At 63.7% G+C, this 24,747-nt stretch carries 27 protein-coding genes and 1 pseudogene; 13 read left to right on the top strand and 15 right to left on the bottom strand.

The window, feature by feature from the left end:
- Nucleotides 1-112: 112 nt before the first annotated feature.
- The 4 genes from ABDC25_RS13030 to ABDC25_RS13015 are packed head-to-tail and all read left to right on the top strand — an operon-like array spanning nucleotide 113 to nucleotide 3,535.
- The gene (locus ABDC25_RS13030) at nucleotides 113-472 is read left to right on the top strand and encodes a metalloregulator ArsR/SmtB family transcription factor (protein ID WP_167255939.1); all 360 of its coding nucleotides are present in this window, start codon (nucleotides 113-115) and stop codon (nucleotides 470-472) included.
- Nucleotides 469-2,385 carry a cation-translocating P-type ATPase gene (locus ABDC25_RS13025; RefSeq protein WP_167255940.1) on the top strand — a complete coding sequence of 639 codons (1,917 nt, stop codon included), beginning with the start codon at nucleotides 469-471 and terminating at the stop codon, nucleotides 2,383-2,385. Before ABDC25_RS13030 ends, ABDC25_RS13025 begins: the two co-directional genes overlap by 4 nt.
- Nucleotides 2,385-2,993, top strand: coding sequence for a cadmium resistance transporter (locus ABDC25_RS13020; RefSeq protein ID WP_167255942.1), 609 nt, complete (start codon nucleotides 2,385-2,387; stop codon nucleotides 2,991-2,993). The genes ABDC25_RS13025 and ABDC25_RS13020 overlap by 1 nt, the downstream gene beginning before the upstream one ends.
- Entirely contained in the window at nucleotides 2,990-3,535 is a 546-nt protein-coding gene (locus ABDC25_RS13015; RefSeq protein WP_167255944.1) for a signal peptidase II, read from the top strand. Before ABDC25_RS13020 ends, ABDC25_RS13015 begins: the two co-directional genes overlap by 4 nt.
- 637 nt (nucleotides 3,536-4,172) lie before the next feature.
- On the opposite strand, the gene ABDC25_RS13010 is transcribed toward ABDC25_RS13015, so the two are convergent.
- From ABDC25_RS13010 to ABDC25_RS12985, 6 genes are all read right to left on the bottom strand, one after another.
- Nucleotides 4,173-5,018: a F510_1955 family glycosylhydrolase gene (locus tag ABDC25_RS13010; RefSeq protein ID WP_347123138.1), complete on the bottom strand. Its 846-nt coding sequence runs from the start codon at nucleotides 5,016-5,018 to the stop codon at nucleotides 4,173-4,175.
- A 139-nt stretch (nucleotides 5,019-5,157) separates the two neighbouring features.
- Nucleotides 5,158-5,754: a DUF305 domain-containing protein gene (locus ABDC25_RS13005; RefSeq protein WP_167255948.1), complete on the bottom strand. Its 597-nt coding sequence runs from the start codon at nucleotides 5,752-5,754 to the stop codon at nucleotides 5,158-5,160.
- A 90-nt stretch (nucleotides 5,755-5,844) separates the two neighbouring features.
- Nucleotides 5,845-6,285 (bottom strand): DUF6153 family protein, encoded by a 441-nt coding sequence (locus ABDC25_RS13000; RefSeq protein WP_167255950.1) that lies wholly within the window; start codon nucleotides 6,283-6,285, stop codon nucleotides 5,845-5,847.
- A 47-nt stretch (nucleotides 6,286-6,332) separates the two neighbouring features.
- On the bottom strand, nucleotides 6,333-8,387 hold the full coding sequence (locus tag ABDC25_RS12995; protein ID WP_243844932.1) for a heavy metal translocating P-type ATPase: 2,055 nt from the start codon (nucleotides 8,385-8,387) through the stop codon (nucleotides 6,333-6,335).
- A 138-nt stretch (nucleotides 8,388-8,525) separates the two neighbouring features.
- Complete coding sequence (locus tag ABDC25_RS12990; protein WP_167255954.1) at nucleotides 8,526-8,849, bottom strand: heavy metal-associated domain-containing protein; 324 nt, start codon at nucleotides 8,847-8,849, stop codon at nucleotides 8,526-8,528.
- A gap of 30 nt (nucleotides 8,850-8,879) precedes the next feature.
- Entirely contained in the window at nucleotides 8,880-9,161 is a 282-nt protein-coding gene (locus ABDC25_RS12985; RefSeq protein WP_167255956.1) for a metal-sensitive transcriptional regulator, read from the bottom strand.
- 216 nt (nucleotides 9,162-9,377) lie between these two features.
- Between ABDC25_RS12985 and ABDC25_RS12980 the strand changes: the two genes are divergently transcribed.
- A complete protein-coding gene (locus tag ABDC25_RS12980) occupies nucleotides 9,378-9,779 on the top strand; it encodes a four-helix bundle copper-binding protein (RefSeq protein ID WP_167255958.1) in 402 nt (133 codons plus the stop codon).
- Nucleotides 9,776-10,294 (top strand): DUF305 domain-containing protein, encoded by a 519-nt coding sequence (locus ABDC25_RS12975; RefSeq protein WP_243844855.1) that lies wholly within the window; start codon nucleotides 9,776-9,778, stop codon nucleotides 10,292-10,294. The genes ABDC25_RS12980 and ABDC25_RS12975 overlap by 4 nt, the downstream gene beginning before the upstream one ends.
- A 248-nt stretch (nucleotides 10,295-10,542) precedes the next feature.
- On the opposite strand, the gene ABDC25_RS12970 is transcribed toward ABDC25_RS12975, so the two are convergent.
- The 5 genes and pseudogenes from ABDC25_RS12970 to ABDC25_RS12950 all read right to left on the bottom strand — a co-directional run bounded on the left by ABDC25_RS12970 (nucleotide 10,543) and on the right by ABDC25_RS12950 (nucleotide 13,880).
- On the bottom strand, nucleotides 10,543-11,352 hold the full coding sequence (locus ABDC25_RS12970) for an AAA family ATPase (RefSeq protein ID WP_167255960.1): 810 nt from the start codon (nucleotides 11,350-11,352) through the stop codon (nucleotides 10,543-10,545).
- 199 nt (nucleotides 11,353-11,551) lie between these two features.
- Nucleotides 11,552-12,214, bottom strand: a pseudogene (locus ABDC25_RS12965) (DDE-type integrase/transposase/recombinase); the annotation flags it as partial.
- A complete protein-coding gene (locus tag ABDC25_RS12960) occupies nucleotides 12,186-12,686 on the bottom strand; it encodes a helix-turn-helix domain-containing protein (RefSeq protein ID WP_243844856.1) in 501 nt (166 codons plus the stop codon). The gene ABDC25_RS12960 and the pseudogene ABDC25_RS12965, both read right to left, overlap by 29 nt.
- 7 nt (nucleotides 12,687-12,693) lie before the next feature.
- Nucleotides 12,694-13,290: a recombinase family protein gene (locus tag ABDC25_RS12955; RefSeq protein ID WP_060921759.1), complete on the bottom strand. Its 597-nt coding sequence runs from the start codon at nucleotides 13,288-13,290 to the stop codon at nucleotides 12,694-12,696.
- A 185-nt stretch (nucleotides 13,291-13,475) separates the two neighbouring features.
- Nucleotides 13,476-13,880 (bottom strand): heavy metal-responsive transcriptional regulator, encoded by a 405-nt coding sequence (locus ABDC25_RS12950; RefSeq protein WP_082750004.1) that lies wholly within the window; start codon nucleotides 13,878-13,880, stop codon nucleotides 13,476-13,478.
- A gap of 54 nt (nucleotides 13,881-13,934) precedes the next feature.
- Between ABDC25_RS12950 and ABDC25_RS12945 the strand changes: the two genes are divergently transcribed.
- From ABDC25_RS12945 to ABDC25_RS12935, 3 genes are all read left to right on the top strand, one after another.
- A complete protein-coding gene (locus tag ABDC25_RS12945) occupies nucleotides 13,935-14,249 on the top strand; it encodes a hypothetical protein (protein ID WP_060921760.1) in 315 nt (104 codons plus the stop codon).
- Nucleotides 14,246-15,595: an NAD(P)/FAD-dependent oxidoreductase gene (locus tag ABDC25_RS12940; protein WP_082750005.1), complete on the top strand. Its 1,350-nt coding sequence runs from the start codon at nucleotides 14,246-14,248 to the stop codon at nucleotides 15,593-15,595. Before ABDC25_RS12945 ends, ABDC25_RS12940 begins: the two co-directional genes overlap by 4 nt.
- A 158-nt stretch (nucleotides 15,596-15,753) precedes the next feature.
- Complete coding sequence (locus ABDC25_RS12935; RefSeq protein WP_167255962.1) at nucleotides 15,754-16,329, top strand: recombinase family protein; 576 nt, start codon at nucleotides 15,754-15,756, stop codon at nucleotides 16,327-16,329.
- 63 nt (nucleotides 16,330-16,392) lie between these two features.
- Here the strand turns inward: ABDC25_RS12935 and ABDC25_RS12930 are convergent, their stop codons facing one another.
- The 4 genes from ABDC25_RS12930 to ABDC25_RS12915 all read right to left on the bottom strand — a co-directional run bounded on the left by ABDC25_RS12930 (nucleotide 16,393) and on the right by ABDC25_RS12915 (nucleotide 21,084).
- The gene (locus ABDC25_RS12930) at nucleotides 16,393-18,072 is read right to left on the bottom strand and encodes a DUF262 domain-containing protein (protein WP_315071187.1); all 1,680 of its coding nucleotides are present in this window, start codon (nucleotides 18,070-18,072) and stop codon (nucleotides 16,393-16,395) included.
- A 69-nt stretch (nucleotides 18,073-18,141) separates the two neighbouring features.
- Nucleotides 18,142-19,257, bottom strand: a complete 1,116-nt coding sequence (locus ABDC25_RS12925) for a hypothetical protein (RefSeq protein WP_167255972.1) — start codon at nucleotides 19,255-19,257, stop codon at nucleotides 18,142-18,144.
- Nucleotides 19,254-20,180, bottom strand: a complete 927-nt coding sequence (locus tag ABDC25_RS12920; RefSeq protein ID WP_167255973.1) for a site-specific DNA-methyltransferase — start codon at nucleotides 20,178-20,180, stop codon at nucleotides 19,254-19,256. The genes ABDC25_RS12925 and ABDC25_RS12920 overlap by 4 nt, the downstream gene beginning before the upstream one ends.
- Before the next feature lie 148 nt (nucleotides 20,181-20,328).
- Nucleotides 20,329-21,084 (bottom strand): hypothetical protein, encoded by a 756-nt coding sequence (locus tag ABDC25_RS12915; RefSeq protein ID WP_167255975.1) that lies wholly within the window; start codon nucleotides 21,082-21,084, stop codon nucleotides 20,329-20,331.
- Between the two features lie 183 nt (nucleotides 21,085-21,267).
- Here ABDC25_RS12915 and ABDC25_RS12910 point away from each other — a divergent pair, with 183 nt between their 5' ends.
- The 4 genes from ABDC25_RS12910 (at nucleotide 21,268) to ABDC25_RS12895 (ending at nucleotide 24,729) form a co-directional block, all read left to right on the top strand.
- Nucleotides 21,268-22,254, top strand: coding sequence for a hypothetical protein (locus ABDC25_RS12910; protein ID WP_167255977.1), 987 nt, complete (start codon nucleotides 21,268-21,270; stop codon nucleotides 22,252-22,254).
- A gap of 175 nt (nucleotides 22,255-22,429) precedes the next feature.
- Nucleotides 22,430-22,681: a DUF2188 domain-containing protein gene (locus tag ABDC25_RS12905; RefSeq protein ID WP_167255979.1), complete on the top strand. Its 252-nt coding sequence runs from the start codon at nucleotides 22,430-22,432 to the stop codon at nucleotides 22,679-22,681.
- A 314-nt stretch (nucleotides 22,682-22,995) separates the two neighbouring features.
- The gene (locus ABDC25_RS12900; RefSeq protein WP_167255981.1) at nucleotides 22,996-23,145 is read left to right on the top strand and encodes a hypothetical protein; all 150 of its coding nucleotides are present in this window, start codon (nucleotides 22,996-22,998) and stop codon (nucleotides 23,143-23,145) included.
- A gap of 561 nt (nucleotides 23,146-23,706) precedes the next feature.
- Nucleotides 23,707-24,729 carry a LacI family DNA-binding transcriptional regulator gene (locus ABDC25_RS12895; protein ID WP_167256050.1) on the top strand — a complete coding sequence of 341 codons (1,023 nt, stop codon included), beginning with the start codon at nucleotides 23,707-23,709 and terminating at the stop codon, nucleotides 24,727-24,729.
- Nucleotides 24,730-24,747 lie beyond the last annotated feature (18 nt).

Genomic DNA, 24,747 nt, shown 5'->3' with positions numbered 1-24,747 from the left:
TCGAGCTCGACTGTACATTTTGGGCGGCGGCGTGCTTGCGGGCTCCATGCCCCGAGGCATATTAGGTGGACCGCGTAGGCAATAGGTCAGTAGTCACTGTATAGTTCAGCTTATGCTGACTATTGCTTCTCGTCTCGATGTCATGAATCGGCTCGGCCGCGCCATGGCTGATCCTACGCGCTCTCGGATTCTCATGACTCTGCTCGGCGGCCCGAGCTACCCGGCAGTCCTCTCGCGCGAGTTAGAGCTGACGCGGTCCAACGTGTCGAACCATCTCACCTGCCTGCGCGACTGCGGGATCGTTGTCGCCGAGCCTGAGGGCCGGCAGACCCGTTACGAGATCGCCGACCCTCATCTCGCCGCAGCCCTCATTGCACTTGTGGATGTGACGCTGGCTGTTGACGAGCACGCGCCGTGCGTGGACTCGGCCTGCACGGTGCCGGGCTGCTGCGGAGCGGGGGCTGACGCGTGAGCGCGGCGTGCGGGTGCGAGCACGAGCCTGCCACCACTGCGGCAGAGGAACACGAAGAGGCTGAGCGGCCCTGGTGGAGGGACCGCGGGATCATGGTGCCGGTCTTTTCCGGCGTTGCGTTCCTGACCGGTCTGATCTTCGAGTGGTCCGGCCTCGAGATCCCGGCGCTCGCGCTGTTTTGGATCGGCTTACTGCTGGGCGCGTCGACGTTCACCCCTGGCGCGATTCGGAAACTGTTCAAAGGCAAGCTCGGCATCGGTCTGCTGATGACAATCAGTGCCATCGGTGCAATCATCCTCGGTTACGTGGAGGAGGCTGCAGCTCTGGCGTTCCTGTACTCGATCGCTGAGGCGCTCGAGGACAAGGCGATGGACCGCGCCCGCGGCGGGCTGCGTGCACTGTTGAAGCTCGTACCGGAGACAGCAACCGTGCTGCAGGGCGGCGCCGCTGTGCAGGTGCCGGCGCGAGAGCTGATGGTTGGCCAGGTCATGGTGGTCCGCCCCGGCGAGCGGATCGCGACCGATGGGATCGTGCGTTCTGGTCGCTCCAGCCTGGACACATCGGCGATCACCGGGGAATCGATCCCTGTCGAGGTCGAGCCCGGCGATGCGGTGTCGGCCGGCGCGATCAACAGCGCCGGCGCGCTGGAGGTCGAGACGACCGCTGCCGGCATCGACAACTCGCTCACGACGATCGTCGAGTTGGTAGAGAAAGCGCAGACCGAGAAGGGCGAGCGTGCTCGTCTGGCGGACAGGATCGCCCGCCCGCTCGTGCCCGGCGTTCTGATCCTCGCGGCGCTCGTCGCTATTATCGGGTCGCTGCTGGGAGATCCAGAGGTGTGGATCACTCGGGCGCTCGTTGTGCTGGTCGCGGCCAGCCCGTGTGCGCTCGCAATCTCGGTGCCGCTGACGGTCGTCGCCGCGATCGGTGCGGCGAGCAAGTTCGGTGTGATCATCAAGTCCGGTGCCGTTTTCGAGCGCTTCGGCACCATACGGCACGTTGCCGTCGACAAGACCGGCACCCTCACCCGCAACGAGCCCGCGGTCACCGCCGTCCTGACCACCGGTGGTGTAACGGAGGCTCAGGCGGTGGCCTGGGCTGCGGCGTTGGAGCAGCACAGCACGCATCCTCTCGCGTCTGCGATCACCGCCGCCGCCCCGGGTACTCCGGCAGCTGCAGATGTGACCGAGCAGGCCGGGCACGGCATCGATGGCACCGTCGACGGATCGAGAATCACCGTCGGCAGCCCCCGCTGGCTGAACGCCGGCGAACTCGTGGAGCCGGTCGCGGGGCTCGAAGAGCAAGGCATGACCGTGGTGATCGTGCATCGTGACGGGTCACCGGTCGCAGCGATCGGCGTCCGCGATGAGCTGCGCCCCGAAGTCCCCGACGTTGTCCGGACCCTCACCGGTCAAGGCATCGGCGTAACGATGCTCACCGGCGACAACGCCCGCACCGCCCGTGCACTGGCTGCGCAGGCCGGGATCAGCGAGGTGCGAGCCGAACTGCGCCCCGAAGACAAGGCGGCCGCGATCGGGGAGCTGTCGAAGGCGGGGCCGGTCGCGATGATCGGCGACGGCATCAACGACGCCCCGGCCCTCGCTGGCGCGGACATCGGTATTGCGATGGGCGCGACCGGCTCCGACGCGGCGATCGAATCCGCCGACGTCGCCTTCACCGGACATGATCTGCGCCTCATCCCGCGGGCATTTGATCACGCCCGCCGCGGTCGACGGATCATCAACCAGAACATCATCCTGTCGCTGCTGATCATCACCGCACTGCTCCCGCTCGCACTCTTCGGCGTCCTGGGGCTCGCGGCCGTCGTCCTGGTCCACGAGGTCGCCGAGGTCATCGTGATCCTCAACGGCCTACGTGCCGCCCGCACCCGCACACCACGGTTGGAGGGCTGATGCTCGCCACCATCGGATCAGCGATCGGCTTGTTCGCGGCAACCAACATTGACGACATCGTCGTGCTCACCGTGCTGTTCCTTGCCTCCAGCCGAGGCAAACCCCGACCGTGGCAAATCGTCGCAGGCCAATACCTCGGGTTCATCACCCTCGTCCTGATCAGCGTGATCGCCGCGCTCGGACTCACGATCGTCCCGGACGAATGGGTCGGCTTCCTCGGTCTGATCCCGCTCGGCATCGGCATCTGGACGCTCGTCCGCGGCCTCCGTCGCAACGGCGATGACGATGACGACGACGCCAAGATCACCGCGGTCGGACTGTGGGGTGTAGCGGGGATCACGATCGCCAACGGGGCGGACAACATCTCCCTGTACACGCCGATCTTCCGCACCAGCGCGCCGGGCGACGTCGCCGTCATGATCGTCGTGTTCCTCATCCTGGTCGCGGTCTGGTGCGCCGCCGGACGGCTGATCGGCACCAACAAGGCAGTCACTGAGGGACTGGAACGTATCGAGCACTGGCTCGTTCCGGCCGTGTTCATTGGTCTGGGCCTGTTTATCCTGATCGAATCGGGCGTCATCGTCCGCCTGATTGAGGTCCTCGCATGACGTCGTCCGGGGCAGAGGCTCAGTCGTCCGCTGCGCGAAAGTTGCCGTCGGCGCGGCGCTGGCGGCTCACTGGTGGAGCGCTCCTGATCGCGCTGGTCGTCGTTCTGATCGATCAGGGGACGAAAATATGGGCCGAAGCTACCCTCTCGGAGCGCGAGCGCATCCCGGTGGTGGGCGACCTGCTCGGCCTGCAACTCGCGTATAACCCCGGGGCGGCATTCTCCTTTGGGGAGGGCTTTACCTGGGTGTTCGCGCTGATCGCTGTCGCCGCTGCCGTCACAGCAATCGTTTTCGCGTTCCGAATTCAACGGCCGGGATGGGCGATCATCATCGGCGCGCTCGGTGGGGCCGCAGCCTCACACGCAGGCGACCGCCTGTTTCGGGACCCTGGATTCGCCCGCGGACACGTCGTGGACTTCCTCGCTTACGGAAACTGGTTCATCGGGAACATCGCCGACATCGTGATGTTCACCGCTGCGATCACCGGAGCACTCCTCATGACCCGCGCCGGCGATGTGACCACAGGGTCAGATCCCTTGTGAGGTGGTAGAACACTCATCAACTTGCTCACTACATCGGCGCTATCGCCTTCGGAGCGACCGTAGGGCCGAAAACGCGGCAAGCCGCTCCGACCCTTGAGCACTCGATCGCACCGGCACTGATGCCGCTGTTGTTCGCCACTTTCCTGCGTCCGACGACGCCGATGGTGGGGACGATGGACCAGAGGGTGTTGCCCCATAGCTATCGAGATCCATCCGTGCCTCCCGGGGGCTCGCGGAGCACGAGTGCGAGTCCGATGATCACGAGGATGAGCGCTGTTTCGTAGCTTCCGAGCGTGTACACCCACAGTGACCGTTGTTCGGGGGCAGTTGTGTCGATGAGGAAATGGATCGCGGTCAGTGCAAGGGCGGCAAGGAGAATGAAGGCTCCTAGCCGGACGAGTCGATAGTGATGTCGGTAAGGTGTCGGCCGACTGGTGCGCATAGGCGACCGGGCGGTTGCGCTTGGCTCGCGGGGGTGGATGGGATGCCGGTGGATCATGTGAACGTGGCTCCGATGAGGTAGAAGCTCGCGAGGGCGACTAGCACGGCGAGAATCGTGGCGCACGCGATGAAGACGGGCATGCGGCGGAAGGGGTTGCGGCGCGGGGTCATGGTCGGCCGTTCTATAGGTGTTGCCCTATCGGGCGGGCGCGAGGACGGTTGTGTCGTCGGGCGTGATCTGAACGATCCCGCGATCGTCAACCACGACGAAAAGGTCGTCATCGAGGACGGTGAAGGCCTGCGCGGCCCCTTGGAGAGCGTCGAGGCGCTCCCAGGTTCCCTCCGTGTTCTGTGACCAGAGGGCACCGTCCGTTCCGATTCCCGCGAGCGAGCCGTCGGGCCGCGAGTCGAGGGTATAGAGCAAGGGGGCGTCTGCGACCGGGGTGAAGCTGACACCGTTGTCGGTACTGACCAGCAGCCCTTCTTCGGCGGCCGCGTAGAGGCCGTCGTTGGTGGCGGCGAGGTCTACTGCGGCGAGTGTGGCGCCGCGGGTCCATTCCTGGCCGTCGTCGGTGCTGACGAGCAGGTCCACACTGTCGGAGGCGATGCCGTAAAGGGTGCCGTTTGGTCCGGCGGTGAGGACATGGAAATCGGTGGTGCCGTTGAGGGCGATTGGCGACCATGTTTCGCCGAAGTCGTCGCTGCGGATGACGCCCAGGTTCGGGGCGCCGAGCTCGGCCGGTGTTTGGGTGCCGGGGTGTCCGGAGGCGAAGAGGGCGTCGTCGAGGACGGTGAAGCCCATCGCGTCGAAGTCGTGCCCTCCGATGGGTCCGCTTATCGTGCCAGCGGGTGTGAGGGTGAAGATTCCTGCGTGGGTGGCTACGAAGAGGTTGTCCCCACGTGGATCTGCGGCGACGCCGTGAATGTGTTCGATGACGGGGGGAACTGCGTTGATGCCGGTGGCTTGTGGTGCGGCGCATCCGGTGAGGACGACGGCTGCGAGGGCGATCGCGAGAGCGGGTAGGGGTGAGTAGCGGTTCATGAAGCTCCGACGTGAGAAAGCAGGCGAGTGCGCGGGTACGTCACGGGATGAGAACCAGCGGGGTCACGGGCGTGCGGGTGTGAGTTGTGAGGGCAGAACCAGAGTGGGGGCGGGAGAGAGTCCCGCCCCCGTCTGTGGATTAGAGCGTGGCGAGGAGGTCTTCCATCGTGGCGATCTCGGTGGTTTGTGCCTCGATGATCGTTTCGGCCAGGGCGACCGCGTCGCTGTTCTGACCGTTGTCGACTTCTTCTTGGGCCATTTTGACGGCACCCTGATGGTGCTGGATCATCTGCTCGAGGTACAAGCGGCTGGCGTCGGGCCCGGTGGCATCTTCGAGGGCCTGCATGTCGTCGTCGGACATCATGCCGCCGCCGTGGTCCATGCCTTCCATGTCGGAGGTGTCAGCGCCCCATTCTTCGAGCCACTTGTCCATCGTCTGGATTTCGGGGCCCTGAGCGGCCTTGATCTCTTCCGCGAGGGCGGCGACGCGGTCGTCGACGCCGTCCTTGCTGAGGAGCATGTCAGACATCTCGATGGCCTGAGCGTGGTGCTCTTTCATCATGCTGGCGAACGTGATGTCGGCGTCATTGGCGTCCGCGGACGCCGGGGCGGAGCTGCTGCTCTCGTGATTCATACCGGGCATATCGCCGCCGCCGGAGGTGTTTCCAGCGCAGCCGGCAAGGGCGAGCACAGCAGTGAGGGTAAGTGCGGCGGTCGCCGCAAAACGGGTCTTCATGAGGGGTTCTCTCCAAGAGTCGATGACGGCGCCCAGCGAGACCAGGCTGGGCGAAGGGGCGTTGCCCGCAGAACGCGGGCACGTCAGCCATCAGGTGCGACTGATACAGAGAACGGTGAGAGACGGCGGCCGCAGCGGATACAGCGCGCCGCGAAACGCAAAGCGTGAAAGGAGCGTGCCAGGGTTTTCGGTGAGTGCACGCCACCAGGTGGATGGTCGCGCGACCAGCACGACGGCGATCAGGAGCGCGAGAACGCAGGCCATCCACGCCATGCCGTGATCGTCAGAGCACGTCGCACAACCTGCCTCATCCACCGCTGCGGCTTCGTCTGAGGCGTGTGCGGGGTGAGCGTCGGCTTGCGCGGGTGCGACGGCGATGGTCTCACTGTGCCCGGAGGGCATGGTGTGCGTGTTCATCGAGTGCATCGCCAAGAGCCCGAAGATCACGGACAGGGCGACGGCGACGACGGTGAGAAGGGTGCGGGTGAGGGTGCGCTGGTCATTCACGCGCCGTGCGATCGAGATCAACACCGTCTCACCTCCCTTTCCTCCAGCGTACGTTGCCGCCGCGCATGGGCCTACTTGTTGACGACGGTGTCCGGGCTGAGATTCAGCCGCCGCAGCAGCTGCGCGTTCAACGCAACAACAATCGTGGACAGCGACATCAGCACCGCGCCCACAGACATCGGCAGCACGAAACCCACGGGGGCGAGCACGCCGGCGGCGAGGGGCACGGAGAGGAGGTTGTAGCCGGCGGCCCACCAGAGGTTCTGCTTCATCTTCCGGTAACTGGCCCGCGATAGTTCGATCACCGACAGCACCGATCGGGGGTCGTCGCTGGCGAGGATGACACCGGCCGAAGCGATCGCGACATCTGTGCCCGCACCGATTGCAATCCCCACGTCCGCCTGGGCGAGGGCAGGGGCGTCGTTCACGCCGTCTCCGACCATCGCAACCTTGCGGCCTTCACTCTGTAGATCTTTCACCTTCGAGGCCTTGTCCTCTGGCCGCACCCCGGCGAAGTATCGGTCGATGCCCAGCTCGCCCGCCACGGACGCGGCGACCGCGTCGGCATCACCGGTGATCATCACCACCTGCACGCCCCGCTCATGAAGGGTCTCGACCGCGTGACGCGACTCAGAACGGATCTCATCCGCCAGGCGCAGCGCACCCGCAACCTGCCCGTCGACGAGCACGTGAAGGATGATCGCACCCTCCTCCCGCCACTCATCGGCAACCGACAGCTCCTGCGCGTGTTCCTGCTCGAGCATGTACGGGCCACCCACCTGCACGACACGTCCGTCAACACGGGCACGCACCCCAACGGCGGGGGAGGACTCGAAATCGGACGAGCGCGGAACGGTGAGGTTCTTCTCTTTCGCCGCGTTGACGATCGCGCGGGCGAGGGGGTGCTCGGAGTCCGCTTCCGCGGCCGCCGCCCACGCCAGCAGCTGATCGGCGTCGGCCCCCGTCACGGGATCGATCGCGGTCACGGCGGGGGCGCCCTTGGTGAGGGTGCCGGTCTTGTCGAACAAGACCGTGTCGACGGTGCGCATGCTCTCCAGTGCGAGGCGATCCTTGATCAGCACGCCCCCACGGGCAGCGCGCTCGGTCGCGATCGACACGACAAGCGGGATCGCGAGACCGAGAGCGTGCGGGCAGGCGATTACCAGCACCGTGATCGTGCGAATCACCGCAGCGTCAGGCTGGCCAACAAGAGTCCAGACGAGCGCGGTGATCGCGGCAGCACCGAGCGCGAACCAGAACAGCCAGCCCGCCGCCTTATCCGCGAGCCGCTGCGCCCGCGACGATGAACTCTGCGCCTCCGTCACCAGCTTCTGGATACCCGCGAGAGCCGTGTCTTCGCCGATAGCGGTGATCTCCACCCGCACCCCGGAATCGGTGGCGACCGTGCCAGCAATCACCGGGTCGCCGTCGCTGCGGCGCACCGGGCGGGACTCTCCGGTGATCATCGACTCATCCATGCTGGCCGAGCCCTGCACGATCCGCCCGTCAGCAGGAACCCGCCCGCCCGGGCGCACCACCACCACATCACCCACCTGCAGATCAGACGGTGCGACCGTAACAGTGGTGTCTCCGTCGACCTTCTCTGCCTCATCGGGCAACAGCGCGGCGAGAGAGTCCAACGCCGAGGTCGTCTGTGCGAGGGAGCGCATCTCGATCCAGTGGCCGAGCAGCATGATCACGACCAGCAGTGCCAGCTCCCACCAGAAATCCAGCTCGTGGTGCAGCACACCCAGGCTCGCACCCCACGACGCGAGGAACGCCACGGTGATCGCAAGGGCGATCAGCAACATCATCCCGGGCTTACGTGCACGGAGCTCACTCACCGCGCCGGTGAGGAACGGTGCGCCGCCCCACACGTACATGACCGTTCCGAGAACCGGTGAGACCCACCCGACCCAGGCGGCGTCCGGCAGGGGGTACCCGAGCAGCATCGAGAACATCATCGAGAACCCGACCACCGGCACGGCGAGGAGCAGCATGATCCAGAACAGGCGCCGGAACTGCCCCACATGATCCCCGTGGCCACCATGCCTGCCGTGGCTGGCGTGATCTTCGTGGCCGCCGTGCCCGGTGTCTTCGTGCGGTGCAGCGTGATCGTGGCTCATCGCCCCATGGTCGTGCTCCGTCGCGGCCGCCGCCGTGTGATTGCGGTGCGCGGTGTGATCTGTGTGTTCGTCGTGCTGGCTCATCGGGGACTCCTTGTTCGGATGCGCCCGGGTAAGCCGGACGCCGTCAGATGCGACTCAGACGCCGCTGGTCGCGAGAGCGTAGCCGGCCTCTTCCACCGCAGCCTTCACAGCAGCGGGGTCGACCGGGGCGGTGCTGCGGATGGTCACCCGGGAGGTGCCACCCGCGTTCAGATCCACGGTGACGGACTCGACACCGTCGACAGCGCCGAGCTCCTCACTGACGCTCGACGCGCAATGCGAGCACGTCATCCCGTCGACGAGCACCTCCGATGTGACCGCAGAATCGTCGCGCACGGCTGTCTCTATGTTCGATGGGGCAGCGCAGCATGCGCAGCCAGCGTTCGCATCCGTCAGTCCCAGCTCGATGCGATCAGTCATGGTGTTCTCCTTCACTAAACAGACGTGTGGTCATGAACGAACCAGGCGGGCGATGGCTTCGTTGGCCTCACGAACCTTCTCCGCTGCGAAGTTGCCCCCCTCAGCACTTCCCTGAGCGACGCAGTGACTCAGATGATCGCTAAGCAACGACAACGCCACCGTCTCTAGGGCCTTCGTCGCCGCAGAGACCTGCGTAAGGATGTCGATGCAGTACTTGTCCTCATCAACCATCCGGGAGATCCCCCGCACCTGGCCTTCGACGCGATTCAACCGCTTGCGCAGGTCGTCCTTGCTTCCGTCGTACCCGTTCACGCCTCGAGTATACCCCCTGGGGGTATCTAACTCAATGGTTTCGTTTCTGTTCCCGCTAGGCGAACGTGGTCGCCGACTCTGTTCAGCTCACAAGCTGACCTGCGCCGCGCGGCGGCGTATCGGTACCGGGTTACCAGACCCCAGCGGGGTATTCAAGGGCCTCACTGCGCGGGCGATGCGAGCGTACCTTTCGTGGTTCACGAAAGGATTTCACTCATGACAGTCACCGAAGAAATGCTCCGCACATACCCGAAAGATCTGGGCGAAATCGATCACACGAAGCTCGTCGACTGCATCGACGCGTGTCTCGAATGCGCGCAAGCCTGCACCGCGTGCGCCGACGCCTGCCTCAGCGAGGACATGGTTGCTGACCTGACCAAGTGCATCCGCACGAACCAGGACTGTGCAGACCTCTGCGCGACCACTGCCCGTATCCTCTCCCGACACACCGGGCACGACGCTAGCCTCACCCGCGCCGCCCTCGAAGCATCTCGAACGGCCTGCTCGAGCTGTGCCAACGAGTGTGAACAGCACACCATGCATGAGCACTGCACGATCTGCGCTGAGGCATGCCGACGCTGCGAACAGGCGTGCGTTGCACTACTGGAGTCGCTATGACAAGCCAGCACACCGACAACGGTTCACGCCCGCCGGCCGGCCACTCCCAGGGGAATAATCAGGGCGGGATGTCGAGCTACCTTAAGCTCGCCATCTCGCTATCGCTCAGCTTCATTGTGATGTACTTCCTCACGTTCGCGATGATCAACGTTCTGGACGATCTCTTCCTCAACGTCAGCAACCTCTACATGGCACTGATGATGGTCTTCCCAATGGGCATCATCATGGTCATCGTCATGTGGAAGATGTTCCCGAACAAAGCCGCGAATATCAGCTTGCTCGTCGGTTTCGCCGCGCTTTTCCTTGCCGCCTTCTTCATGGGACGCTCGGAAGCGTTCGTCGGTAACGACCAGTTCCTCCGTTCCATGATCCCGCATCACTCCCGAGCGATTCTGGTGTGTGAGCAATCAGACATCAGCGACCCGGAGATCCAAGATCTCTGTGAGCAGATCATCTCGTCACAGCAGGAAGAGATCGACCAGATGAATGAGATTCTCGACCGTCTCGACGATTAGTGGGGCGTCGGCACCACCCTTGCGACGAGTGGACCGGCTACCGCTCTCATGACGAGCGGACCGGACCACCGCCGTCGACAGGGTCCGGGTCGATCAGGCAACCCTATGCCTCAGCCTTGCGCGAGAGCTGCCGAAAACGATCGTTTTCGGTGGACTGGTCGTTGACGCCGACCAGGTGCGCGACACGCCGTGAGTCGATCTGTGGAGTTGATCGCTCGGTGGCGGTGTTCTGTGATCGCTTGGCGGCGTTAGTTGCCGATGACGAGGATGCTAGCTGCGGCTTCGATGACGTCGTCGGTGATGGTCTCAAGCCCGTTGATCTTCAGCACTCGGGCGATCTGAGGGAAGAGCCGTTCAAGGAGAGGAAAGTTGCCACGGGTGATGCGTTCGATCGCAGCTATCGCCTGCGCGTCGGTGAAGTCCTCTGGGTCGAGTTGCTGTCCTAGGTGTTTCCAGTGGCGGTCGAGGACGAAGAGGAGTTCTTCTCGGCCGAGGGTTCGGTAGTGGTGGGAGAAGCCGAGTCGGCTGTAGAGCTGTGGGTAGTGGCGGAACCGTTGGTCGATGCCGGGCATGCCAATGAGGATCATAGAGAGGTGTTCACGGTCGTGGCGGTCGCGGAGCAGCTCGAGCGCAGTCGGTGTGAGCCTTTCGGCTTCGTCGATGATGAGCAGATCCACGAGGTGAGACATGCCGATCGGCGTGGTGGTCGGTTCGGTCTCACGCGAGCGGAGGTGTTCGTCGGCGCAGATCTCGACCTTTGCCTGCCAGCGGTCGATGTCGTGCATGAGATCTTTGGGTCTGCAGAGGACCTCGGGTGTGTAGAAGACAGTCCGGGATCGGTTGGCGAGGGCGTAGTGCTTGGCGTCGTGCTCGCCGCGAGGTCCCCACTTGTTGATGTAGGGCTCCAGAGCGTCCCAGTTTGCGTAGCGGCGGGCGGAGTTGGTCTTGCCGACGCCGGCGTCGCCGTGGCAGATGCCGATGGTTTTCTCTTTGCGGACGGCGTTCGCGAATTCGGTGAAGCGTCGGTGCTCTTTGGTGACGATGAATGGCTGGTTCATCGCGTGGCTCGTCGCGGGTGACGGCGGTGAGGATGCGGTCGTTGATGGTGTGTCGGAGTGCGCGGCGGCGGGCTCGGCGGGCGGTTTCGATGTCGCGGAGGCTGAGGCGGAGATTGGGGTGGGCTTCGTCGACGGCGATGCAGACGAATGTGTCGCGGTCGTACACGCGGATCTCGGAGATGTCGCGCGGGTCGTAGCGGATTGTGATCGTGTGCCCGACGAAGGGGGCGAGTGTCGGAGCGAGGTAGCGCTGGCCCTGGAAGTGAATGCCGTCGCGCTGCACGACCCGGTTCTTGGGGACCGTGAGCAGGAGGCCGTCGAGTTGTTCCAGACTGTCGGGCATTCGCGGAAGCCAGCCGTTCGCGACCCACGCGTCCCGAGGCGATACTCCGAGCTCCCGGTGCGGGCGTGCGTTGTACATCCCGATGAACCCGCCGATCGCCTGGTCGAGGGCGGCCAGATCTAGAGCGGGGTGAGGATTCCTGTCGCCTGGTCTGAGGTGCCCGGGGAGAGTGGAGAGAAGCTCTGTGTTGATGGTGCGGAAGAAGCGTTCGATCTTGCCGCGGCCTTGGGGCCGAGCCACGGTGGAGTGGATGATCCGGATGCGCAGCTCGATGGCGGTGCGTTCGAGGTGATGGCTGGTAAAGTCGGAGCCGTGGTCGACGTGGAGCACGTCGGGTATTCCACACATGGCCCACGCGGGGTCGGTCTTGCGCCAGATCGCCTGCCTGAGCGCGAGGGCCGTGTTCATCGCTGATGGTGCACCGGTGAAGACGGTGTATCCGCAGATCGCGCGTGAGTGGTCGTCGATCACGATCGTGAGCCAGGGTCGATCAGATTTGCCGCCTACGGCACTGGTGATGAGGATGTCGAGTTCGGTGTGATCGGCCTGCCAGATCTGGTTGGGCCCGTCGGCTCGGCGCCGGTATACGAGCTCGTATCGATCGCGATACGCAATGGGTCCATCCAACGCGAGCGTTACCAGTGCCGGGTCGAGGGACTGCACGATATCTCTGACAGTGGCGTAGCTGGGCACCAACCAGGCCTTGCCGCTCCGCTTCGGTACTCGCAAGGCGGTGCAGCGTCGCGATCGCTGGCCTCGGCCTGGTCAACGCGAGGTGCTCGATGAATCTGACCAATTCGCCCCCCGTGCGACGAATGCCGGCGTCGGCTCTCGGTTGAGGGTCGAGTGCAGTGATGCCGTGGTCTCGGTAGAGCTGGTGCCAGCGTTGGAGCGTACGCAGGCCAATCCCGGTTTCTCGGGAGAGAGCGGTGAGAGGTATCTGGTCCTCGACGTGTAGTCGAAGAATTCGCCACCGCTCCCCGCCGCTCATCACATCGCTAGATGGTGATGCTCTCGCGGCTGGCGAGGGCTTGCTGGTGGCGGTAGAGCGTGGCGCGACTCCACCCGACGAGCCGTGCTGCATCTTCGGCGGTGCGACCTTTCGCTCGGGCGTCGGCGGCGATCGCGAGCTTGTCGGCGATTACCGCTGGGTCCGAGAGTGGACGACCGAAGCGAGTGCCGCTCTGCCTGGCGGCGGCGATCCCAGCATTTACCCGCTCGACAATCAGTTCACGCTCGTACTCCGCGAGCGTGGCGAGCATGTTCAGCATCAACCGGCCCGTCGATGTCGCTGGATCTATCCCATCCGAGACAGAACGCACATGGATGCCCCGCTCGCGCAGCAGGTTTACGGTGTTCAGCACGTCGATGAGGGAGCGGCCGAGGCGGTCCACGCGCCAGACGACGACGGTGTCACCGGCTTCTGCGTGCTCGAGGAGTTTTTTCATCCCACGACGCTCGATCGCGGTCTTGCTCCCGGAGGTGACATCGGCGAACACGTCGCGCTTCTGAACACCAGCGGCGACGAGTGCGTCGAGCTGCAGCTGCGCATCCTGGCTCGATGTGCTCACGCGGGTGTATCCAAGAAGTCTCACTCGGCCATTGTGCCTCACAAACCCCGCCGCGTCATCGCGCTGAGACACTTTCCGGTGAGACGCATTGTTGAGACAGACGCTGACCGAGGATCACACGGATCAGCGATCACACAGCCGGGATCCGGCCGATGTCTCGAAAAGCTGTAGCTTTTCGAGATGCCCTGCTGGTGCGTACAACGACGGGTTTACGGTAGCAGCCGCGGGATGACGTTGCAGATGCTGCGCTCCGAGCACGTCGCTGGGTCGACGGCCGAACTGGTGGTGAGCATGTCGACGAGTTCTGTTTCGAGACGGGCGAGTTCTTGTTGACGGACCCTGACTTCATTGAGTTTGCCATCGAGCAGCGAGTGCACGTGCGAGCAGGGCGCCTGCCCGTCTTCCCGGAGAGTGAGGACTCCGGCGATGTCGGCCAGCGTCAATCCGGCAGATTGAGCGGCGCGAATGAATCCGACGCGGGAAGCGACCTCATCGTCATAGACCCGGTATCCATTGCTTTGTCGACTCGGTGCAGAAAGTAGCCCTTCGCGTTCGTAGAAACGAAGGGTCTGGGTGCTGACTCCCGTGGTGGCGGCGAGGTCTCCAATGCGCATACCCCCATTTCACCACTTGACCTTGTACCGGGCTGCAACGTTTACGGTCGATGCATGCAGATCACGTTGCAGTACTTCGATGGGTGCCCGAACTGGGAGACGGCCGCGGATCGCCTCACGGTGATCGCCGCGGAACGATCCGACGTCACGGTGAGCCGGCAGCTCATCGAGACGCAGGAGGAAGCGGAAGCTCTCGACTTCCGCGGGTCCCCGACTCTCCTGGCCGACGGTGTGCCGCTGTTTCCCGCGCCAGAAGCTCCGCCCGGCCTGTCGTGCCGGGTGTATTTGACACCGGCAGGTCTTGCCGGGTCGCCCACGACAGAGCAGATCCGGGACGCCATCAGGACCGTCGAAGCGGGTATCCGGTGAGTGACGCGTTCGATCTGCTGGTCATCGGTGCAGGCATGGCGGGCACGTCCGCTGCGAACAAGTGTGCGGCGCAGGGCTGGCGGGTCGGGATTGTCGACGCGTTGCCCTACGGCGGTACCTGCGCGCTCCGGGGATGCGACCCGAAAAAGATCCTCCGCCGCGGCGCCGAAATCGTCGATGCCGCCCGGCTGATGAACGACACCGGCATTACAGAAGGCGGCCTCCGTGTCGACTGGCCGGCCCTGATGCGGCGCAAGCGCGGCTTCACCGACGGTGTCCCGAAAGGCATGGAAGACGAACTCACCGGCAACGGTGCCACCACTTTTCACGGCCACGCCGAGTTCACTGGCCCGAACACCCTCACCATCGATGGCACTACCCACCACGCCGACCGCTTCCTCATCGCCACCGGGGCCACCCCGAGGCCGTTGACGTTCCCCGGTGCGGCACACCTCATCGACAGCACCCAATTCCTCGACCTCGATGCTCTACCGCAGCGGATCGTGTTCATCGGCGGCGGCTTCATCTCGTTCGAGTTCGCGCACATCGCCGCCCGCGCCGGCGCGCAGTGCACGATCATCGACCACGGCCCGCGACCCCTGCGCGAGTTCGACCCCGACCTGGTGGAGTTGCTGACCTCCCGCACCGAGCAAGCCGGCATCCACGTCTACCGAAACACCAACGTCACCGCCATCGAGGCCGCCCCCGCCGGGTTCCAGATCAGCATCAACACCCACGGCACGACCACCCGTCTTGACGCGGACCTCGTCGTTCATGGAGCAGGTCGCGTCCCCGCCCTCGATGGCCTCCATTTGGACGCTGCCGGTATTGCCGGCAGCCTACGTGGAGTCACCGTCGCCGGGCACCTGCAAAGCACCACCAACCCCGCCGTCTATGCCGCAGGAGACGCCGCCGACACCGCGGGACGTCCCCTGACTCCGGTGGCCGTGTTTGAGGGGAAAGTCGCCGCGTCGAACATGCTCAAAGGAACCACCACAGCACCCGACTACACCGGGGTCCCCACGACCGTGTTCACCATCCCGGAGCTGAACCGGGTCGGCCTCCTCGAAGAAGAAGCCGCCACAAGCCACAACACCGCCGTTCGCTTCACTGACACCAGCAACTGGTACTCCACCTACCGGGTCGCCGAAACCACCGCCGCCGCGAAGATCATCATCGATACCGACACCGATCAGATCCTTGGCGCGCACCTGCTCGGCCCCGGCTACTCCGAACTGATCAACACCTTCGGCATCGCCATCAAACTGGGTCTCACCACCCGGCAACTCAAATCCACCACCGCCACCTACCCCTCCCTCGGCTCCGACCTCGGCTCCCTACTCTGACCAACTAACACACAGAGCCGACTACCTCTGCTTTCCGTCAGTCGCCGGCCAGCCACACCCGTCACTAAGCGATCACAAAACACCGCCAAAAAGCGACAATGTCCACACCCCCTGCCGAAACCGAAACCCGCCGTAACTTCGGCGGTACCGTTTTCGGCATGACACATGAAGTCGGATACGCCCGCGTCTCGAAGCGGGAGCAGAACCCCGAGGCGCAGGAGGCCGAGCTGCGCGCCGCCGGCTGCGAACGAGTGTTCGTCGACCATGGCGAGTCCAGCCGCGTCACTGACCGCCCGCAGTGGCTCGCCTGTCTGGATTACCTCCGGCCAGGGGACACTCTCAAGGTCCGCCGACTCGATCGCCTCGCCGGGAGTGAGCGCATCCTTATCGAGACGCTGCAAGACCTCGACGCCCGGGAAGTGAACATTGTCAGTCTCACCGAGCCCTTGATCGACACGACAACCCCGATGGGGCGCGCGCTCTACGGCATCGTCGCCGTTTTCGCCCAGCTCCGCGTCGACACCATCCGTGACAACACGCAGCGCGGCCTCGACTACGCGCGCAGCCAAGGCCGCGTCGGCGGCCGCCCGAGCGTCATGACGCCCGAAAGAATCATCACGGCCGAGCGGATGCGCGCCGAGGCACAGAGTTGGGAGAGTATCGGTCGCGTGCTCGGAGTCGGACCCTCGAGCGTGAGGCGCGCTCTCGCCAGTAGTGTCTCAGGAGCTGAATAGACCCCCGTGAATCGACTGGATGCGATCGCTCATCCGGCGTTCCGTCCACCGGCTGCCGTATGCTCAGACTTTCCAGATCTGAGCCGCAGCCTTCGCCATAAGCCGCTGCCGCTCGTCGATCTCAACCGGTGTCCACTCTTCAGCATCTGCAATCCATTTGGTGAAGTAGTAGCTGGAAGCGGCGAAGGAAGCCTTCTTCGCCGCGAACTCATCACTCTGGTTTCTTGAGTTGTCGTCGGCGAGGATCAGCGCTTGGTTGCCTAGACGCGTCTTGAAGGCGTTGGCCTCAACGTCCGTGCCAAACTGCGGCCAGTTATTCATAGGCTTGCGCGGCAAGACGTGCTCAAGGTTTACGACGGCAGGATCGTCGATCGGCGTCCACCAAGGGTCGTCTGCACCCTCGCGTCCATCTTCGAGAGACCGGAGGTAGTAGCGCGCGATTTTCCCGTTGATCACCTTCGCCGTGCCGAACCTCTCCTCAAACTGGCTGTCCATCGGAATAATGTCGTTCAGCGCTCGCTTGAGCGCGGCGGCCGTCGTGATCTCCCCGGTGTAAACCTTCGCGGCGGCTGAGCCAAACGTAGTTTCCATCGAGCCGGACCTGGTTCCGCCGACTATAGACAGACGAACCCCGAGGCTCACCAGCATCCGAAGAGCCGTATCGCACTCTCTGGTAGGCATGCGCGATGCGACAGCGAGTACCAGCGGTCGCATCGGCTTGATATCAAACATCGACAACACTTGGATTGCTTGTCGCGCGGTCTTCGCGTGCGCGTTCCACGCCTCGTGTTCGGGGTTTTGAATCGCCACATACGTGCCTGCCAGCACCTCCAAATCGTTGGCGAAGCTCATAACTTGATGAGGCGAACGAACGGTCGACTCGACCTTCTTGTAGAGGTCGGCTTCCCTCACCAGCCCGTTCTTGACGGTGAGACTGTGCCGCAGAAAGTCGATCAGCGCATCCTCATCAGAGAGGGCCTCAAGTGTGCCGCGGATCAGAGACCACTTGGTGGCCGCTTCCTCCAGGCGGTCACCCGCACGGCCGTAAAGATAGTTCTTGACTAGGTCGGCCTGGGAGACACGCAGCCCGCGATCGTTCAGAGTCTCAAACATCCGGTAGGCGTTGGCGTCGTCAGAGACGATGAGGAGAACCACCTTTGCCTTCTCCTCAAGGAACGTCACCCACCGGTCGATGTGATCGCCATGGTTGGCCTCGTCGAGGGTGGCAACGATCTTCCGTACTTGCGCCTTCGCAAGTCTCGACGATTCAGCGATGAGCTCGTGCGAAGGCTTGGTGGGCTTCGGACGCGGGTGTTCGTCAGTGATGACCGCTTTGAAGAAGTTGTTATCGATGGAGTTCAGCGTGAGGCGGGGCACCCTTTCGAGTTGCTTGCGGTCGACGGTGAACAGGAACTCATTTCGGAGGGCTTGCTCGAGCATCTCGACCTTGCCCTGGAGATGATTAGCCATCGCATGGATGAGGAGGGCGGTAGTGGCAAGCCGCTGCTGGCCGTCCACGACCTCAAGATGAGGCCCTCTCCTGATCGTGACAACCGTGCCAAGGAAGTAAGACGAATCTCCTTCAGTGATTGCTCGCGCGATGTCTTGGAACAGTCGCTCAATGTGCCCCTCCTCCCAGGCGTACTCGCGCTGGTTAGTCGGCACGACGAGACGGTGTCGTTTCAGAACGGAGGCAATCCCGAGCTGCTCAAACTCAATCTGACCATCGCTTGGTTCCGCCACGTTAGATCCTCATCACTTGTCAGTAGATAGACCAGGCTCGGCTTGGGCCGCGCCTGACGCCTCAGATCTTCATACCACCGGCTCTGCCGGTGCGGTGCCGATGAGCGATGGGAAGGGGCTGACTCCCAACATCTCCGGAAGCGTAGCCAGAGTGAAGACGCGCCCGTCGGTATCACGGATGACCGGACCGATCGTGTCATTCACTCGGGTCCACCCGAGACCAGCAAGAACTGCCAGGAGCGGGACGCCTCCCAACCGTGCCGACTCGGCCCGCAATCGTTCGAATCTCAGCGCTTTATCTCTCGCAGTCCCGCCGTCGTTGACGAGCTTGCACTCGAGCATGCCGCGCAACGCTCCGGCGCTGTCGTAGACAACAAAGTCGGGGGCGGGGGCGACTTTGATCTCGAATCGGGCGGCGATCTCAGCTTGATTGTGGCTGCCGGTGCGAATGTGCGGGATGCCGTTCTCGGTAAACAGGTCTTCAACGGCATCCTCGAGCAGATTGCCTCGCTGGGTCGACGTGGCGTCCAAGAGTTGACGGAATGATCCGCCGTAGTGACGTTGATGCAGGAACGCATCGAACGGGACTCCCTCGCGCGCAAAGGCTTCGACGCCGGACCAACCGTTCTCGGTATCGAATTTGTCCTGCTTGGTCTTCAGATCACCGGGTGGGTCGCCAAAGAGCGAACCGTCCATGACTTTCGTGATGGTCATCGCGATCAGCTCGGCCTGCTGCGCCGTGACGGCGGTGCCGTTGCGCTCCATCGAGTCCACTTTCCCTGCACTGATGCTCGAAACCCCGGTCGACTCAGCGAGAAGTTTGGTGGACTGCGCAAATTCCTTGCCTATGAGGCCGAGTATCGTGCGGAACACGAGCAGCGTGCGCGGGTCATCCATGATCGCCTTGGCCAGATTTTCCTCCGACACATCCGTGAATCTGCTGGTGGCAGCGCTAGCAGAGGCGTAGGCAGCCTGAAAAGTGGGAAGTTCGTAGAACGGCGCAGAGTGAATGTAGGCGAAGTCTGGTGAGAGGTGGGGCACGTAAAGTTCGCGCGCTACGCGGGCGAAGATCGCTTGGTGCTGTCCCGTACCGTGTTTTTCGCTGATCAGCCGAATCTGCGCTACACGTTGATCCCACGTCGCTGCGCCGACGATGTTGTCGACGGTCTGATCAACCGAACTCATGCGCTGAAGCCGACCGCGTGTCCAGGGATGTCATCAGCTATGTCTGCGGCAATCCGGCGTCGGGCTTCAATAGCGAACTCTTCATGCAATTCAACGCCTCCCGCTTGGCGGCCATGTCGGCGTGCCACGACGGAGGTCGTGCCTCCGCCAGCGAACGGGTCGATTACTACGCCTCCCTCGGGCGAGAGCGCTTTGATGAAGAACTCTGCGAGTCCTTCGGGCATTGGAGCGGTGTGTGCGACACCACGATGCTGGTTGTAGGTCTGGCTGACGGCGATGACGTTTCCCGGGTCTGCCCCACCATGCCGGTAGGTGGTAACCCGGTCTCGTCCGAATCCTGCCTCGGTGGTGCGCCGACCATTGGTGTCGAGCTTCCGACGTGCGATCTCATCGGCTGTGGTCTTGTAGGGGACGCGGACCGCATCTAGATCGAAGTATGGCTTCTGGCCGCGAGCGAAGTGGAAGACGTGCTCGAAGGCGTCCTTCGTCCGTGGCCCAAACTTGCCCGGGATCGCGTTGGGTTTCTGCCAGATGTACTCTTCGACCCACCGCCATCCCATGTTCTGCAGTGCGAGGACAAGTTGAAAGACGTAAGGGTGCCGCTGTCCGCGCAGGGGACCGCTTTTTGCGACGCGGTTCTTGATGTTGATCACGAGCGACCCCGTGTCCGAGGTTGCGTCGTACATCGCGCGTGCGTACGGGAGGAACCACTCCACATATCGATCTGGATGGATCCGGCTGTAAGCCCGCTGATCTGCGTACGGCGGCGAGGTGAAGAACAGATCCACGCTCTTAGGAGGCAGCTGCGGAAGCCACGCGGTGGAGTCGCCCCAAGTGACGCCCTCAGCAATCAGCTGTCGGAGGGTCTCGGCCGGCTCAGATGGGGGCGCCGGCATCCTGCCAGGTACAGCGTGAAGATGCATGTCATGAGGCTACCGAAGGCTACCCGCACCGCTTTGCCGCCTCACCGTCTCTCCGCGGACAAAGCCTGGTGGCAAGGCGCCTACGCGGCGCACCGGGCGCTGCGCGTCTTGGTCCGCGGCGGCCGAGGAGCCGTACCGTTACCCGAACCTAGCGTCGTGCTGGCGGGATAATCGGGGAGACCGGTGCCGCATTCTGCCAGAGCACCTCGTGCGTCTCTCGCAAATCCCGAGTGGCTTCTTCTGACAGTTCGATCACCACTGTGGTCTTGGTGCCGCCGAGCGAGGCGCCAAGCATGAATCCAGCGCCGCTAGCGGGGAGTGCGTATCGGTCATGAATGCCCGCTGAGATCCGAACTTGAAGTTCCGGCTGCTGTCCGGCCGAGATTGCTAATAGCGTCTCTCGATCGCCCTGCTCATCGCGGTCCCTGACCAGTCGTGAGCCGGTGAGGACACGGGAGACGGTTCCCACTCGTTGAAGCACTTCGAGGTCGACGGCAGCAAGGTAAGGATCGACGAATAGAACGCTGTTCAAACCGGCCAGCGCACTGAGAATGCCGGCGTACATGAGCGGTTCGCTAGGTACGCCGATGATCGTGCGAGGCTCGTGATTTTGGCTCCGATCCGCCGCCTCTAGGCGTGCTGTGTCCGTGTGATTTAGCAACCGCTGGGCGCGCTCTGTAGGCCGGTTGACGCCACGTTCAGCGGTGGCAAGACCCAGCTCGCGCAAATCCGAGGCGATGTACTGAAAGCCAACGAAGCCCGAGAGCGGGAATGATCGCAACATGGCTGACCTCGTTCCTTGGTTGGCGGCTGTCGCGAGCTCCGCATCGCTGGCCTCACCGACTGCAACGAGAAATCGAAGGGCAGCTTCGGCCGCGGGCTCGAGAGAAGAGAACAATGTCACGGCGACAGCCTCCCATGTGCTTCAAGTCGGCGTGCCCACCAGCGCACTCACTGTCCAGCGCGCCTGACGTAGGTGCCCCTCTCCTGACCACGCGACGGCGCCGGCGTTCGTCGTGTCGGCCCCGGCCGTTACTAACTTCTCTCAATCTAAGACTTTTCTTACCCCGGGTGGTAATGTTTAGCCATGAACGACGAACTTATCTCGATTTTGAAACCCACCGATCGACTCGTCCGCGGGCTACAGCTGATCGTCAACCCCCTCGAACGGATCGCATCGTGTGACGCCGCAGCCGAGGACGCACGGGGACTGCAGGCGGAGATAGCTGAGGTCCGTCGGCAAGCGATCTACGAGGCCACGTTGGTGCCAGGTGAAACCGGTGAGTCAATCGCGGCCAGGCTGCGAGTCAGCCCAAAGTCGGTTTCGTCCGCGATCACAAACTTCAGGCGCCGTGATCTCGACCTGTTTCGTCGAGCGCTTGCGGTCTATCTCGACGGTTCGCTGTCCACGTCGGTGGGGCGCCCCGAGCTAGAAGTTGCTCAGGGAACGCGGGACGTGCTGCATGCCGCGAAGACCGTGCTCCGGGCGAACAACGCCCGAACGCTTCAAGGAGAGCCCGAGGAGGTGTGGGATCTGCTCGAAGAGGCCGCTATCCGCGCGCGCCAGTTGACCGTACCTGCGGGCGTTGATGTGCCTCGAGCGCTATGGGAGGAAACGCCCGGAGAGGCCGTAGTCGACTACTCCCGTATACCTGCCCACCTGATCGGCGCGATGCGCGCACTGAACGCGCTCCCCGGGATCCGGGTCTACTGCTCGAGCTCGCGAGAAAATGCGGAGGGATGGGACATCTGGTTCTCTCCCCAATCCGAAGAGCCTCTCGGATCAGTCGCCGAGTTCGGGCCGTCACGACATGGCTGGCTGACCATCGAATGGCTGGTGTGGTTCTTCAAGGACCTGCATCGAGCCGGTCATGACGTGGATTGGGGAGTCGGGAGCGCGGCGCCCTTCCTCAACATCCCTGGTGATTCCATGTCGTTCTTTGCGAATTTCAACGAAAGCGTGGAAGGCGGAGAGAAGTTCTCGCCGGAACAGTTCGAGGAGTCGCTTCGCTCCGCCTGGGATCACACCGGACACGTCGACGTTCGCTGGCCGGACGCAGCCAGTGCGTCGTGACACCGGCAAGGGTTGGAGCCCCCACCAACAGCTCCCTTGGGATGCCAATCAATGTCTTCCGAGTATGGGCCGAGAGGTCCTCCCTCACCACCGTGTAGCCGTGCGTCAACGAGGTTCTTGATACACCTGCCCATGAGATGTACCGTGAGCCCCAGCTCAACGGGGAGGAAACGCGATGGCGAACAATGACGAGGACCGGTACGTCGTCCAGAACAAGGATCGTGGCGGCTGGGACGTGAAGAAGAAGAACGCAGAGCGTTCATCTGGTCACTTCCAGACCCAGAAGGAGGCGATCGACCGTGCACGGGAGATCGTCGACAACTCCGGTGGAGGGCGTGGAGACATCCGAATCCAGGGCCGTGACGGCAAGTTTCGCGACTCCGACTCTGGTCGCAACAACGAGTCGCCGCGGAAGGACACGCGCTAAACCCGTTCTCACGGGCCGGCGTGGCGAGCGGCCGACGGAGTACTGTCACCCCCTAGCGTCAGAATGACCAGCCCCTGCGCGAGGCTCCGCCCCTCCTACGGCGTGTCGTAGCCGCCTGATCCCGTTGGACCCCCTAGAGTGACACTGCGCGATAGTCGTGCGCCCCGAACCCGGCCCTGAGCCGGGTTTTGTCGTTAAGAGCTACTCCGGAGCCGTGGCCCAAGGGCATGCGTGCACGGACCACGTTCGCGGCTATTGCCGCGTTCCACCGTCCACAGTTTCGTGGACGGACCACCCAGAGGGGAGGTCGCAACGTGGATCTTTCGAGCCTGTTCTCGGATCCGCTGTTGCTGCCTGCTCTGCTGATCGCAGCCGGTCAAATCACCTACCGGCTGCTGCCCCTTCTGTCGAAGCGAGCTAACAAGCTCGCCGTTCGACTGATCCGGGCCAAGCGGAGCAAGTAACAAAAAGCGCCCTACGCCAATGGTTAAGGAGGAGTCTGCCCAAAATCAGACTGACATAATTACAACTATCGGATCCGTCTCCACCTCAGTGAGCCTCTACCTCGAGAGGTCGTGCGTAACCTTCCCGGCCGCCCGAGTGAAGACTTGACTGACGTGCGCCGTCCAGCCGGAGTGCTGATTCGAGCTGTCTGGGTGGGCCCGCGGCGAGTAAACTTGGGGGAGTGCTCCTGGTCCACGACTGCGGCCAGAGCGGTAGACAGCCGCGAGTGGCACGCAGAAGGCACGAAGTCAGGGAGGACGCCCGAGCTTCGGGCGCAGCCGGATCACCAGCGGGTGAGAGGGCCTCGGGATCATTCGATCCCGAGGCCCTCTCTGCATCGTCGAATCCCTTCGCTCATCCATGCACGGGTGCGGGATCGTGGCCCACTGCGCCCACGAGGCCGGGCGCGGTCGTCGCCCTTCGTTCGTGTGCTCGGCACGCGCGTGGCGCGGCGGCGCCGGGCTGCGTCAATGCGTGACAGAAGCGGCACCAGACCGTGATTAAACGATTATGCTGAGGGGATGCCCGAACCTTCCGCACAACGCGTTCGCATCAGGGACGTCGCTCTCGCCGCAGGTGTCTCGGCGGCCACCGTCTCGCACGTCTACAACGGGCGAGGGAGAGTGTCCGAGCGCACGCGCGCCCGTGTGAAGGCGATCGGCGACCGGCTCGGCTACCAGCCGAATCAGACGGGTCAGGCACTGCGACTCGGGCGGACGAACGTGATCGCGGTCGTGGCGAGCTTCCGCGATCCGCGCGTCACGGAAGCCTCGTTCATGCCGTGCTTCCGGAACATCCTCGCGGGGGCGGCGTTGGAGGCCGGCGCGATGGGTTTGGCGGTCACGGCAGGCCGCGCGGGGGTCGACGGTCAGATCACGACCACGCTCTCGTATGACGGGATCATCGTGGTCGACCCCATGCCCAGCGACCCCGTGGTGGAGCGCGCGCTGAGTCTCGGTCGACCGGTCGTCGCCGTCGGCGGATACGACGAGCGTCCGACGGCTCGCATCCAGCAGATTCGGCTGGGCATACGGGATGCGCTTCCGGCTTACCTCGACACAATCGCAGATGGTGACGAAGAAGTCCGGCCTGCGATCTTCGTCGGGGCGCGACTGGATCACTTCACCAACGATGCCATCGCCGGGTTTCAGCGCTGGTGTGCGCGGCGGGGGATCACGCCGCGGGGAGGGGCGTTGGAGCCGGGGGAGTCGCTGGACGACGCTGCCACGAGGATGCTCTCGGGCGCACTGCCGCCCACGGTGGTGCACTGCATGAACGAGTCATTCAGCGCAGCCATCCTCCGAGCGGCCGAACGGGCTGGGCTCGATGTGCCCGGTCAGTTGCGTGTGACGACGGTCGGTGATCCCGGCGGGCTCGCTGCGCAGCATGGCGTGGACTATTTCGCCACCGATCCGTTCCGGAACGGCTCCCTCGCGGTGAAGGCCATGGCCGAGCTCGTAAGCGGCGAGACCCCTGCTGACCTCCTTCTCGAGCTGCCTTCGGTGGCGGTTTCCGCCTCGCCTTCGTCGTACAGGCTTGCGTGATCCCCTGAGGACGTCTTA

The sequence above is a fragment of the Microbacterium sp. SY138 genome (assembly GCF_039729145.1).
Taxonomy (GTDB): domain Bacteria; phylum Actinomycetota; class Actinomycetes; order Actinomycetales; family Microbacteriaceae; genus Microbacterium; species Microbacterium maritypicum_A.
Note: the sequence above shows the minus strand (reverse complement) of the source record. Positions and strands in the feature narration are given on the sequence as shown.

What these genes read in the sequence shown, in the direction of transcription:
- ABDC25_RS13030 (WP_167255939.1), top strand. Translation starts at nt 113, where the DNA reads ATGCTGACTATTGCTTCTCGTCTCGATGTCATGAATCGGCTCGGCCGC.
- ABDC25_RS13020 (WP_167255942.1), top strand. Translation starts at nt 2,385, where the DNA reads ATGCTCGCCACCATCGGATCAGCGATCGGCTTGTTCGCGGCAACCAAC.
- ABDC25_RS13015 (WP_167255944.1), top strand. Translation starts at nt 2,990, where the DNA reads ATGACGTCGTCCGGGGCAGAGGCTCAGTCGTCCGCTGCGCGAAAGTTG.
- ABDC25_RS13010 (WP_347123138.1), bottom strand. Translation starts at nt 5,018, where the DNA reads ATGAACCGCTACTCACCCCTACCCGCTCTCGCGATCGCCCTCGCAGCC.
- ABDC25_RS13005 (WP_167255948.1), bottom strand. Translation starts at nt 5,754, where the DNA reads ATGAAGACCCGTTTTGCGGCGACCGCCGCACTTACCCTCACTGCTGTG.
- ABDC25_RS12995 (WP_243844932.1), bottom strand. Translation starts at nt 8,387, where the DNA reads ATGAGCCACGATCACGCTGCACCGCACGAAGACACCGGGCACGGCGGC.
- ABDC25_RS12990 (WP_167255954.1), bottom strand. Translation starts at nt 8,849, where the DNA reads ATGACTGATCGCATCGAGCTGGGACTGACGGATGCGAACGCTGGCTGC.
- ABDC25_RS12980 (WP_167255958.1), top strand. Translation starts at nt 9,378, where the DNA reads ATGACAGTCACCGAAGAAATGCTCCGCACATACCCGAAAGATCTGGGC.
- ABDC25_RS12975 (WP_243844855.1), top strand. Translation starts at nt 9,776, where the DNA reads ATGACAAGCCAGCACACCGACAACGGTTCACGCCCGCCGGCCGGCCAC.
- ABDC25_RS12970 (WP_167255960.1), bottom strand. Translation starts at nt 11,352, where the DNA reads ATGAACCAGCCATTCATCGTCACCAAAGAGCACCGACGCTTCACCGAA.
- ABDC25_RS12960 (WP_243844856.1), bottom strand. Translation starts at nt 12,686, where the DNA reads ATGAGCGGCGGGGAGCGGTGGCGAATTCTTCGACTACACGTCGAGGAC.
- ABDC25_RS12950 (WP_082750004.1), bottom strand. Translation starts at nt 13,880, where the DNA reads ATGCGCATTGGAGACCTCGCCGCCACCACGGGAGTCAGCACCCAGACC.
- ABDC25_RS12945 (WP_060921760.1), top strand. Translation starts at nt 13,935, where the DNA reads ATGCAGATCACGTTGCAGTACTTCGATGGGTGCCCGAACTGGGAGACG.
- ABDC25_RS12935 (WP_167255962.1), top strand. Translation starts at nt 15,754, where the DNA reads ATGACACATGAAGTCGGATACGCCCGCGTCTCGAAGCGGGAGCAGAAC.
- ABDC25_RS12925 (WP_167255972.1), bottom strand. Translation starts at nt 19,257, where the DNA reads ATGAGTTCGGTTGATCAGACCGTCGACAACATCGTCGGCGCAGCGACG.
- ABDC25_RS12920 (WP_167255973.1), bottom strand. Translation starts at nt 20,180, where the DNA reads ATGCATCTTCACGCTGTACCTGGCAGGATGCCGGCGCCCCCATCTGAG.
- ABDC25_RS12910 (WP_167255977.1), top strand. Translation starts at nt 21,268, where the DNA reads ATGAACGACGAACTTATCTCGATTTTGAAACCCACCGATCGACTCGTC.
- ABDC25_RS12905 (WP_167255979.1), top strand. Translation starts at nt 22,430, where the DNA reads ATGGCGAACAATGACGAGGACCGGTACGTCGTCCAGAACAAGGATCGT.
- ABDC25_RS12895 (WP_167256050.1), top strand. Translation starts at nt 23,707, where the DNA reads ATGCCCGAACCTTCCGCACAACGCGTTCGCATCAGGGACGTCGCTCTC.